Below are 12441 nucleotides of genomic sequence, written 5' to 3' on the forward strand. Positions count from 1 at the left end.
CTTTGCATACATGTATTGTGATTTAACAAAAGTAACTCTTCGCCCGGTCCGCCAGCTGGCGGACTGACCCCACACGCGGGTTACATCTGAATACGACGGTCCCTTTCCATTTGGAATTCAAAAAGCTTTGTGTAATATTGACACAAAGAATGCTTGTTGATCTCAGGAACACATTAACGATAAGACCGTGCGCCATAAAATAGTTTACAGTGTACTAATGGCCGTCCTCTGCGCAGCCTGCTCTCCCAAGGAGCAGGCGCGCCAGGACACTTGGCCTGTTGTGAAGACGGAAGGTGGGTTGGTCTCGGGAACGCTGGTAGATAGCGTCCATATTTTCAAGGGCATTCCTTTTGCAGCACCTCCAGTGGATGAGCTCCGCTGGCGTGAACCACAGCCGGTGAAACCGTGGGCCGACACCTTGGCCTGCGTGGCGTTTGGTGCGAGCCCGATACAAAATGATCCAAAGCCTTTTATGATGTGGACGCAGGAGTTTATCACCCCTGCGAAACCTTTGAGCGAAGACTGTCTTTTCCTCAACATCTGGACGGCGGCCAAATCGCCGGAAGAGAAGCGACCGGTGCTGGTGTGGATCCATGGCGGCGCGTTCTTGTCGGGATCGGGAGCTTGCCCGGTGTATGACGGCGAGGCGTTGGCAAAGGCCGGCATTGTGTATGTCTCCATCAATTACCGTCTGGGTGTATTTGGATTCATGGCCCATCCTGAACTAACCGCCGAATCGGAACACGAAAGCTCTGGCAACTATGGCTTGATGGACCAGGTGGCCGCCTTGCAATGGATACAGAACAACATCGCCGCCTTTGGTGGCGATCCATCCAAAGTTACCATTGCCGGCCAGTCGGCCGGTTCCATGGCCGTCCAGGCGCTGGTAGCCAGCCCGTTGACGAAGGGACTTTTCCGCGGAGCGATTGCTGAAAGTGGCGCCATGACCGGCAGACCATCGACGCCGTTGAGCGAGGCCGAGAAAACCGGAACGGCGCTGTCGAAAAAAATAAATTCAGAATCCATTGAAGCTTTGCGCCAATTATCTGCCGACAGCCTGTTGTCGTTGGCCAACACCTTGCCGTTTGGATCATTTTTTCCCATTGTCGATGGCTATGTATTGACCGGCGATGTACGGTCGACCTTTAAAAATAAACAACACAACGATGTGGCCGTCGTGGCCGGGTGGGTGAGCGGTGATGCAGAATTGGTGTTAGGAAATATTCAGTCGCCAGCCCAATTCAAGGCATCGGCCCAGACCCGCTATGGTAACCGGGCAGGAGAATTTCTGAAGCTCTTTCCGGCAGACGACGACGCCGGCAGCCAAGCTTCTCAGCGCAAGCTGGCGTTGCTTCAGTTTGCCGGGTATCCCGATCGCGAATGGGCATTATCCAATCAGCATAACACCTACGTGTATGAATTCACATACGTTCCCACCGACAAACCGGGCTTCCCGAACTATGGCGCGTTCCATACTTCAGAAGTTCCCTATGCTTTGCATACCTTGAAGCACTGGGACCGGCCCTGGGTGGAAGCGGATCGCCAGGTGGAAGCGTATATGTCGTCGTATTGGATCAATTTTGTGAAGACCGGCGATCCCAATGGAAAGGGCTTGCCGGAATGGAAAAAATACGAAGCCGCGGGTGGCAATATCCAGGATCTGGGGGTTGTCTCTGTGGCACAGCCGGGAAAATATGCGGCGGAATTTGAATTTTTGAAATCCGTAAATCCATAAGAAATGTAAAGACTGGTAAAGGTCACGGCGAAGTAGATCCATTTCACCCGCCAATATGATCCTACACGATTTCCAGCTGGCTCCCCGGAATGCGAAGGGAAATGGAATACGTCGCCGACTTTATCATCTTGCGTTCTCCCACTAAAAAATAAATTCCATGCTTGCTTTCTTTGGGTTTGCCACCATTGCCCTTTTCCTTGTAACGATCATCACGAAACGCATGTCGGTCATCACGGCGCTGGTGCTTGTGCCGATCATCTTCGCGGTGATCGCGGGTGTTCCGATGAAGGACCTGGCCGAGATGATGCTGGGAGGGATCAAGCAAGTGGCACCGACCGGGATACTGCTGGTGTTTGCCGTGCTCTACTTTGCCATCATGCTCGACGCGGGATTGTTTGACCCGGTGATTGTATTCATCATACGCCAGGTGAAAGGCGATCCGTTGCTCGTGGTGATCGGCACCGCTTTGCTCACCATGATCGTCCACCTCGATGGCGACGGCACCGCCACCTTCATGATTGTGATCTCCGCTTTCCTTCCCATCTACAAAGAACTGAAGATGGACCGTCTGGTGTTGGCCGGCATTGTCGCCTTGGCCGTGGGCCCGATGCACCTTGTGCCCTGGTCGGGCACTTCGGCGCGCGCTATGGCGACACTGAATTCAAATGCGACGGAACTATTCAACCCCAACATTCCGGCCATGATCGGTGGGGCGCTTTGGGTGATTGCCGTGGCCTATATCCTGGGTCGCAGAGAACGAAAGCGATTGGGAGTAGTCCACCTGGACTATGATCATCATACATCCCTCACCGACGAACAACGATCGCTCCGCCGCCCGAAGCTTATCCTGGTCAATGCTGTAGTGACGGTTTCGCTTATCGTTATTTTGATGAAAGGGTGGGTGCCCACACCCGTGTTGTTTATCATCGCCAGTTGCATGGCGCTGCTCATCAACTATCCAAAACTAAAAGATCAACAGAAGGTGATGAAAAGTCACGGTTCAAATATTTTCATGGTGTCGAGTATGATCTTCGCGGCGGGAATTTTCTCGGGCATTCTTACCGGCTCCAAGATGATCGACGCCATGGCCTCGGCGCTGGTGTCGCTGATTCCCGAACAACATGCCTCGTTGCTCCCAGTGTTGACAGCCATCACGAGTATGCCTTCGAGCTTGCTTTTTACACCGGATGCCTACTATTTCGGTGTCGTGCCGGTGTTGAGCGAGGCGGCACAACACTACCAGGTCAATCCCCTGGAGATCGGCCGCGCGGCATTGTTGGGACAAATGACGGTAGGCTTTCCGTTGAGTCCGTTAACGGCGTCAACGTTTTTGCTGGTGGGCCTCTGCGAAGTGGACCTGGGGGATCACCAGAAATTTGTTTTCAAATGGGCCATGGGCACCACGCTGGTGATGACCCTGGTGGCGTTGTTAACCGGATCGATACATCTATGAAGGAAAAGATCAGGATCGGATGTGGCGCAGGATTCTCCGGCGACCGGCTCGACCCCTCGCTGGTTTTGGTTGAGCGCGGCGGGTTGGACTACCTGGTGTTGGAATGCCTGGCCGAACGCACCATTGCACTGGCGCAAAAAAGAAAACGGCAGGATCCGTCGTTGGGCTATGACCCGTTGCTGGAAAGAAGGATCGAGTCGCTGCTCGTTCCCCTGCTTCAAAACAAAGTGAGGCTCATCACCAACATGGGCGCGGCCAACCCACTGGCTGCTGCACAGAAGATCATAGAGATCGCCCGTCGCAAAAACGTAAAGGTAAAAGTAGCGGCCGTTACCGGCGATGACGTACTGGATAAAATTGATCCGCAAGATCAAGCCATGGAAACTGGACGACCCCTGTCGGCTTCTGGCCCGCTGCTGTCGGCCAATGCATACCTCGGCGCCCCGGGCATCATCGAGGCGCTTCAACAAGAGGCAGACCTGATCATCACTGGCCGCGTGGCCGATCCATCGCTGTTCATTGCGCCGATGATCGTGGCGTTCGGGTGGTCATTGGATGACTTCGAACGGTTGGGCAAAGGCACCGTGTTGGGTCATCTCATGGAATGCGCGGGGCAGATCACCGGCGGCTATTTTGCGGACCCCGGAAAGAAAGACGTTCCCGGCATGGCCAAGCTCGGCCACCCGTTCGTGGACGTATGGCCGGAAGGACGGGGCATTATCGGCAAAGTCGACAACACCGGTGGCATCATCAATTTGCAAACGGCCAAGGAACAATTGTTATACGAGGTGGTGAACCCGTATGAATATTTTACACCCGATGTCATCGCCGATTTTTCTTCCGTGCAATTGACAGACCTGGGAGGCAACCGCGTGCAGGTGGCCGGTGGCAAGGGAAAACAGAAACCCGATACCTACAAAGTGAGTGTGGGCTACCAGGCCTTCCACCTGGGCGAGGGAGAGATCACCTATGCAGGATCAAACGCTGTTGCGCGGGCAACGCTGGCCGGAGAAATTGTGCGGGAGCGATTGAAGGATGCGTTCCCGGAATTGCGGATCGATCTCATCGGCCAAAATTCTGTGCACGACGACCGTCTTCACCAGGCCAACATTCCCTATGAAGTACGCCTTCGCGTTGCCGGCAAAGCGCCCTCGTTTCAGCAGGCGTCGCGCATTGGCGAGGAAGTGGAAGCCCTGTACACCAATGGACCGGGTGGTGGTGGCGGTGTGAGAAAATATGTGCAGGATGTGGTGGGCATCGTCTCCACCTTGATCCCGCGAAGCAAAGTGACCCATCACGTAACCTTGTTCACCGCATGAAACTCTACGACATCGCCCACAGCAGGGCAGGGGACAAGGGCAACACGCTCACCCTGTCGCTCATCGCCTACCACGAAAAAGATTACCCCTTGCTCTGCGAAAAGGTGACCGCCGAAAAGGTCAAAGAACATTTGAAGGAGATCGCAAAGGGCGACATCATCCGCTATGAGCTTCCCAACATAGCGTCGTTGCTCTTTGTCTGTTACGATGCCCTCGGCGGCGGTGTCACCACCTCGTTACGCATGGATGCACACGGCAAGACGTTAAGCTATGCCTTGCTGGAGATGAAGATATAAGACGGCGTAAGGACGACCCTGGCGTATTTTGCCCGATACCTTTCGTTTACTTTTTAAAACTTGAGTTAGCTTTCGCGATTCCGAGCTTGCCCGGCGAAGCTTCAGCGATGGGAGGGCGGTGAAAAGAAATCCGCAAATCCCACATTCACCGCTCACCCAAATCCGCGTTGCAATTTCCTGAATTAACTATATATTGTGTCAAAGTTACACAATAGTCTTTCCTACACTATGACCCGAAAAAACGCAAGCTTAGTTACCATCCTCCTGATGTTTCTGGCGCTGTCGTGCAGCAAACCCAAACACGAGGTCCGCATCCTGGTCTTTACCAAGACTGCGGGATTCCGCCACGAGTCCATCGGCGCGGGAATTGAGGCCATAAAGGCGATGGCCCAAAAACACAACATTGCCGTAGACACCACTGAAAATGCGGCGAACTTCAATGAAGACAACCTGAAGCATTACGACGCCGTGCTCTTCCTGAGCACCACCGGCGATGTGCTCAACCAGGAACAACAAAACGATTTTGAACGCTTCATCCAGGCGGGTGGTGGATACCTGGGCATACATGCCGCCACCGATACGGAATACGATTGGCCGTGGTATGGCAAACTGGTTGGCGCCTATTTCACCAGCCACCCCAACAACCCGAACGTGCGAACCGCCGATTTCCTGACGGTCGACCACAAACATCCGGCGTCCGATTCGCTTCCCGACAAATGGCAGCGCACGGATGAGTTCTACAATTTCAAGAACATCAATCCGGAGATCCATGTGTTGGTGAAGATCGACGAAAAGTCATACGAAGGCGGCACCAACAATGGCGACCACCCCATGGCCTGGTATCATGAATTTGACGGCGGCCGTGCATTCTACACCGCCATGGGCCACACCGACGAAAGCTTTAAAGATCCGCTGGTGCTGCGACACATCTGGGGCGGTCTGCAATATGTGCTGGGCGGCGACAAGCCCGTTGAGCTCGACTACAAACTCGTGAAGACGAAACGCGTGCCCGAAGAAAACCGGTTCACCAAGATTGTGCTGGACGAAAAACTGGAGGAGCCTGTAGAGCTCGCCGTACTTCCCAACAGCCAGGTGCTTTTTGTGGAAAGAAGAGGCAACGTGAAACTCTATGATCCCACGGAAAACAAGACCAAGCTCATTACGAAGATCGACGTCAGCACAAAATATAAATTTAAGGATGGCGGACAGTCCGAAGCGGAAGACGGTTTGCTGGGGTTGGCCATCGATCCGAAGTATAGCGAGAACCATTGGATCTATCTCTACTATTCCCCGGCCGGCGACGAAGCGAAAAACACTTTGACGCGCTACGAATTCAAAGACGGCAAGCTCAACGAAGCGTCGAAAAAAGTGGTGTTGGAAGTGAAGACACAACGCGAGCAATGCTGCCACACTGGTGGCTCGATCGCCTTCGATGCCCACGGAAACCTTTTCCTTTCCACCGGCGACAACACGAGTCCACGCAACACGGCGTATGCACCCATCGACGAACGTCCGGGAAGAAGCCCGTGGGATGCCCAGAAGGGTTCGGCCAACACCAACGACCTCCGCGGTAAAGTGATCCGCATCCATCCGGAAGCAGACGGATCTTATACCATCCCTGAAGGAAACCTCTTTACAAAAGGCACGGAGAAAACGCGTCCCGAGATCTATATGATGGGAGGAAGAAATCCTTATCGGATCTCCGTCGACAAACATACGGGCTTCCTGTATTGGGGCGATGTGGGACCGGACGCAGGGCAAGACTCTGTCGGTCGCGGAACAAGAGCTTATGACGAAATCAACCAGGCCCGCAAGCCAGGATTTTTTGGATGGCCCTATTTTGTGGGCGACAACCAGGCCTACTACGAGCGCGATTTTGCTACAAAGAAAGTGGGTGAGAAATTCAATCCCGAAAAACCCATCAACAACTCTCCAAACAACACCGGCCTAACGGAGCTGCCACCCGCACAAAAAGCGTTTATCTGGTATCCTTACGACGAGTCGAAAGAATTCCCGTTGGTCGGTAAGGGCGGACGGACCGCGATGGCAGGGCCTGTATTTTATTCTTCCGATTTCAAGGGAGCCAAAAGAGCCTTCCCCGACTATTATGAAGGTAAACTCTTTATCTACGAATGGATGCGGGGATGGGTGATCGCCGTGACCATGGACACCGAAGGCAACTACGTTTCCATGGAGCGCTTCATGCCCAGTCATCGCTTTAGCAATCCCATGGATATGGAATTCGGCCCCGAAGGCGATCTCTACATGCTGGAATATGGCACTGCCTGGTTCCAGGGCAACGACGATGCCCGCCTGGTGAAGATCGAATACAACGGAGGCAACCGCGCGCCGATGGTGCAGATGGCGGTAGACAAACCACAAGGTGCTGTGCCCATGACGGTGAAGCTGACCTCGACCGGAACAAAAGATTATGATCACGACGCGTTGAAATACACCTGGAAGATCAGCGACAGCGCCGGCAAAGAATTGGTTACCAAGAACGAGGCCGACATGGACTTCACGTTCGATAAACCCGGCGCCTACAAAGCCTCACTTGAAGTGGACGATGGAAACGGAGAGAAGACCAGCCGCGAACTGGAAATTCAAGCCGGCAACGAACCCCCGGAAGTTACTTTTAACATCACGCGGGGCAACCAGACTTTCTTCTTCCCCAACCAATCGTTTGACTACGAAGTGAAGGTGAGCGACAAAGAAGACGGCACGCTGGACAACGGCATCGCTGCCGGCGAGGTCTCGGTCAACATCGACTACCTGGCGGAAGGGTTTGATAAAACCCAGATCGTACAAGGGCACATGAACGCCGACGACAACGCGCAATTCATCAAGGGCAAAGCATTGATGGAGAAAAGCGATTGCAAGTCGTGTCACTTGATCGACAAAAAATCGATCGGCCCCATGTACATGGATGTGGCCAAGAAATACAAAGACGATCTGAAGGCTGCCGACAGGCTGGCCAAGAAAGTGATCGCCGGCGGTGGCGGTGTTTGGGGCGAAGTGAACATGGCAGCCCACCCACAGATCTCGCTCGCGGACGCTACAGAGATGGTGAACTATGTGTTGAGCCTGGGATCACCTGTTGTCAAAACCTCCTTGCCGTCGAAGGGCACCTACACCACCAAACTTGAAAAAGGCCAGGCGGGTGGAACGTACCTGATCCGTGCATCGTATTCCGACAAGGGCGCCAACGGTTTGCCGCCTGCACGCGCCGAAAAAACGCTGATGCTCCGGAGCGCCACCATCGATGCCGGCAGCGCCGACACCAACGATGGTATTCAAAAGTTCAAACTTCCCGGCGTGCCCTTCACAATGATGATCGGTCAGAAGAACAATGCCTACATCGGATTCAAACATTTCGACCTGTCGGGCGTAGACATGGCTACGTTTGTTACATCGGCCGCCAAGCAATACGGCATGGTCGGTGGCACGATTGAAATACGGATCGACAGTCCCACGGGTGAGGTGATCGGCGAATCGTCGGCCATTGTTCCCGCCGCGAACGCTGGTCCTGGTCCCGCCGCACCGACTATCGCCATGGCGAAACTGAAACCTGTCTCCGGTTTTCACGATGTATATTTTCTATACAAGAATGAAAAAGCAGCCGGTGGCCAGATGCTATATGTGTTGATGCAAATAAATTTCAGCTACAATCCGAAGAGTCCGGTGGTGGCGATGAAATAAGATCTCAAAGAAACTTGTTGGTGTTGTGCCCGGGCAACGTGGCACGACATCAACGGGGTTTCTGAGGGGACGCTGTGAGCTATTCCTTTAAAAAATTATCCCTCAGATAGCTGTAAAACCTTTTTTCAAATTCGCGGTCACCCAGGCCAAGCGCCGCTTGAAGATCACCATTCTGGGCCAATACGTTTAACAGGCCTTCTTCTTCCCATGTCGTTTCGATGAATTCAATCAGCAGAAAACCGATGTCGTAGATCTTGCCATTGCCGTCTACGTCGTTGAGCTCTTTCAGGGTTGGGTATTTCCCTGTGCGCAGGTATTCAAATTTTTTTGGAGAATAAGATTGCTGCGCCACATAACTGGCCATGGCTTCAAATAGCCATGCTGCGTCATCGGTAGTTTCGAACCGGGTAGGATCGGACTCACTCAATTGCGTTATGAATCGATAATGCACACAATGGGTAAACTCGTGGATCGCTGCTTTGAGAAGACTCTCCCGCGTGTGATAACGGCCGGGATAGCCGGGCGAAACCATCTTAAAGGATTGATCATCCACCGCCATACCCACATCGCTGTCGGCAGCCCCGGGTTGTCCGATTGCAAAATGATAGTTCTCGATGCCGGGATAGATCTCCACCTGCACCCGTCCGGGTAAGGCATCGATACCAAAACTACCGAGCACCCTCGTGTAATTATTTTCAAGAACAACGGCCACCGCCTGGGCACTGGCCGAGTCCTCTGCGAGAAAGGATAGCACGAAATGTTTTGTTGCCAAAGTACGATTGAGTGCTGGATATTTTGGCGCAGAGAACTTGTTGATGCTCTCGCCCCCAAGGCGTGAGGCTACAACCTGGGAGCCGCCAGTGGTTGTGGATGCCTGTTGACATAACATAGAATCACGCAACAGCAATGAGCGGTCGTTTTTATAGGGTTGATATCTTCGCCAGAAGTTCATGTCGACCCCATTTTTCTTATTTTTCAAAGCGATGGTCTGAAACGCATCTTCCATTGGGGCATCCGGAGGAATGGCGTTGATCTCATTCCAGAATGCGAGCCGGTAAAGATATTCCCAGTTGCGTTGATCTTTGGCGGTGAGCACTTCGGAGGGATGGAAGGGTTCGACATTGCCGGTCTGAATGCCGGTCACCACCACGTCGCCGGTCAAAAGGATCTCGGAAAAGAAATCTGTCTTCGGTTTTGCAAGACTTGCATTCCAGGAAACGCCGACGCTGGCCGGATACCACTTGCCTTTCCAGGCTTTATAGGTTGTGATAGACTTTTGCCCAAGAACGGCGCAATGCGAATAGCCAAAAAGCATGGCGGCGCCCTTTGACGTTCCAAAGAATTTTGCCTGGTGAATACCTTTGGGGCTAAGCTCCATTTCCGTGCGGACAAACGCCAGGCTTTCGGTGTCGATGTAGAATTTTCCTTTATATAACGCTTTGTTTTTATAGGCATCTTTTTGATCGAATGAAACGACATAAACTTCTTTGTCATCCAGCATGCTCGTCCCCTCCAGCTCGAAATCATGTTGTCTTAAAAAGTTAGCACCCGGAAATTCATCGTTGTTCCGGGAGTTCTTCAACTCGGCTGAGAAAATGATATCTGTGCTCAGACCGATCTCGAATCCCGTCCATCGAATGAAGGTTTGCAGAATACCCTGCACGGCATGGAAATCTTTCACCCTTCGCCCTTTCACCACTTTGACCTGGCGGTCAGCCGATGGTGCAGCGGATTCGCGGTAGGCCTGGTAGACGGTCTCACTGGCCTCGATGGGATCGCCGTCCTCGAGGGCAAGGTCCCGTATGAAGTAGGTGTAGATGACTTTTCCTGTGTCATAGTTCTCATGGATACGAGCAATCGCTTCTTCGAGAATGGAGTGGCCGGTTTTCGATGTAACCACGACCGCGCCGAGTTGTGTTGATGCCGGCTCCAAGGATATCGTCACTATATTTTTATCCGGTGAATATGAAAAACGGAAAGACTGATAGCCGATATAGGACACCGTTATTTTGCTACCTGCGTATTGTGCGGGAGCGTGTAGAATAAAGTCACCATCATGATTGGTGGCTACGCCAATACCCGTTTCATCGAGTCGTACCGAGGCCAGGGCGAGGGGTGTTCCAGACGGGCCATCGATAACTTTTCCTCGCACAACGAAACCCTTCTCTAAGTTGTGTTTATCTCTCAACACAATCTGTTCACCCACGACGGTGTATTCCACTTCGGCTTGTTTGAAAATTCTGTCGAGCGCATCATCGAGGCGGATGCGTTCGATGGAAAGCGTTATTTTTTTATTCAGCTCAACCCCTTCCGGGCTATAGGAAAACTTCAGATCATATCGCGCAGTCAATTCCGAAAGAACCCGCTCAAAGCGCATATCATAGAATGAAATGGAAACGCTTTGGTTAAGATCCTGCCCTCGGGAGGCGGTGCATAGCAAGATCAAGAGCGCAACGGTGGTGAACAGTAGTTTCATTTTCCTTCGCAATTTTGTCCCGATAAAATATACTTTCCCCCTTGAAGCGTGTAGTGAACGTGAAGGCTGTAGCCGATGGCACCGAGAACTTCCTCCAGGGTGGCATTTTGAAATGTTCCCGTGAATGTACATCGGAGTAACGCCGGGTCTTCGACTTCGAACGGCACATGAAAATAGCGCTCCAGGTCGAGAAGAATGTCGCGCATCGCAGTTCCATCAAACGCCAGTTGCCGCGTCTTCCACGCACGGGCATTGGGATTTGACGGCGTGGTCTCTATTTCGCGATGCTTCAAATCAAAACGAGCACCTTGACCCTGCACCACGACAACGTTTTTCTCTGCTCCGAAACGAACGCTCCCGTGGGTGACATCGAGCGCCAGGGTTTGTTCGTTTTCGTAGCTCCTCAGGTTAAAGGCGGTGCCCACGACGGTGGTGGAAACTTCCCCCGTGTGCACGATAAAAGGCTGCGCTGTATTGCTGTGCACTTCAAAATAAGCCTCACCTTTAAGCCAGATATCTCTTTGCTGTTCCTGGAAAGGATCAGGGTATTGCAGCTCCGTCGTCTCATTTAGCCAAACCACGGTGCTGTCGGGCAGAACGATACGGGTTTGCTCTCCCGCTTTTGTGGTCAGGATTTGAATTCCGCTGGCGCCTTTCGTCGATAGAAAATACCAACTCAAACCAAGCCCCACAATAAGTACGGCAGCAATTCGTAGCATCAGGCCAAGGCGGGTGATTTTTGTGGCGAGCATATTGCCCATCAGGTCTTCTATTCGATCGGCAAAAGCCGCTGACGGTTCTTCTTTTCTTTTGGCATCGAAATAAAGGAATGGCGCACGGTCGGCTGAAAGGTCAGATGGCACACGGTTGTAGTGCGCCAAAAGAATCTCTTCTTCCTCCAGCGAGGTTTCGCCGCGGTAATATTTTGCGATCAGATCGTCCAACTTTTCTTTATCCATGACCGGTATATTTTTCATACGCTTGCCGAAGTGTTATGCGTGCCCGTGATAGCGTAACGCGCACATGTTCCACGCGCATTCCTGTTATTTCGGTAATTTCATTGATCTCCAGCCCCTCGACACTGCGCAAATGGAGGACCGTACGTTGCAACTCCGGTAGTCTTTTGACCAAATGTTCCAGCAGTGCCACCGCTTCCCGAGCCTCTAACTGACGATGCAGGTTCACATCAGATGCAATCGCGATTTGTTCGACATCCAGCATCATGTGCTTCGTACTTTTAAGCTTGTCGAGACATAGGTTGCGCGTCATTTGCAGGGTGTAAGCCTTCAGGTTCGCGATCGTGCTCAAAGATGCTCGTCTTGTCCAGAGCTTCAGAAATATTTCCTGTACACAGTCTTCAGCCTCTTCTGGATTGTTCAGCAGCGACTTAGCAAACCGGTACAAGGCGCCTTTTAAGGGCAGAACATTGTTTTTGAATTCTTCTGAATGCATCCGGATGGTAG

Annotated in this window: 8 protein-coding genes; 5 read left to right on the forward strand and 3 right to left on the reverse strand. The window is 52.5% G+C overall.

Translation table 11 applies throughout. The annotated features are described in order from the left end of the window. The first annotated feature begins 217 nt into the window (after window positions 1-217). The 5 genes from BUB30_RS00830 (at window position 218) to BUB30_RS00850 (ending at window position 8502) form a co-directional block, all read left to right on the forward strand. A complete protein-coding gene (locus BUB30_RS00830) occupies window positions 218-1735 on the forward strand; it encodes a carboxylesterase/lipase family protein (RefSeq protein ID WP_073129944.1) in 1518 nt (505 codons plus the stop codon). A gap of 157 nt (window positions 1736-1892) precedes the next feature. Then, window positions 1893-3188 (forward strand): CitMHS family transporter, encoded by a 1296-nt coding sequence (locus tag BUB30_RS00835; protein WP_073129947.1) that lies wholly within the window; start codon window positions 1893-1895, stop codon window positions 3186-3188. Next, a complete protein-coding gene (locus BUB30_RS00840; protein ID WP_073129949.1) occupies window positions 3185-4507 on the forward strand; it encodes an acyclic terpene utilization AtuA family protein in 1323 nt (440 codons plus the stop codon). The genes BUB30_RS00835 and BUB30_RS00840 overlap by 4 nt, the downstream gene beginning before the upstream one ends. After that, window positions 4504-4803, forward strand: coding sequence for an AtuA-related protein (locus BUB30_RS00845; RefSeq protein WP_073129952.1), 300 nt, complete (start codon window positions 4504-4506; stop codon window positions 4801-4803). The genes BUB30_RS00840 and BUB30_RS00845 overlap by 4 nt, the downstream gene beginning before the upstream one ends. Window positions 4804-5031: 228 nt before the next feature. Beyond that, on the forward strand, window positions 5032-8502 hold the full coding sequence (locus BUB30_RS00850) for a ThuA domain-containing protein (RefSeq protein ID WP_073129955.1): 3471 nt from the start codon (window positions 5032-5034) through the stop codon (window positions 8500-8502). Window positions 8503-8581: 79 nt separating this feature from the next. On the opposite strand, the gene BUB30_RS00855 is transcribed toward BUB30_RS00850, so the two are convergent. Genes BUB30_RS00855 through BUB30_RS00865 form a run of 3 tightly spaced genes read right to left on the reverse strand, consistent with a single transcriptional unit; the run spans window position 8582 to window position 12430 of the window. Continuing rightward, window positions 8582-10978, reverse strand: a complete 2397-nt coding sequence (locus tag BUB30_RS00855; protein ID WP_073129958.1) for a carboxypeptidase-like regulatory domain-containing protein — start codon at window positions 10976-10978, stop codon at window positions 8582-8584. After that, complete coding sequence (locus tag BUB30_RS00860) at window positions 10975-11937, reverse strand: FecR family protein (RefSeq protein WP_073129961.1); 963 nt, start codon at window positions 11935-11937, stop codon at window positions 10975-10977. The genes BUB30_RS00855 and BUB30_RS00860 overlap by 4 nt, the downstream gene beginning before the upstream one ends. Continuing rightward, complete coding sequence (locus BUB30_RS00865; RefSeq protein ID WP_073129964.1) at window positions 11930-12430, reverse strand: RNA polymerase sigma factor; 501 nt, start codon at window positions 12428-12430, stop codon at window positions 11930-11932. The genes BUB30_RS00860 and BUB30_RS00865 overlap by 8 nt, the downstream gene beginning before the upstream one ends. Between the last annotated feature and the right edge of the window lie 11 nt (window positions 12431-12441).

Source organism: Chryseolinea serpens (genome assembly GCF_900129725.1).
In the GTDB taxonomy this organism is placed as follows: domain Bacteria; phylum Bacteroidota; class Bacteroidia; order Cytophagales; family Cyclobacteriaceae; genus Chryseolinea; species Chryseolinea serpens.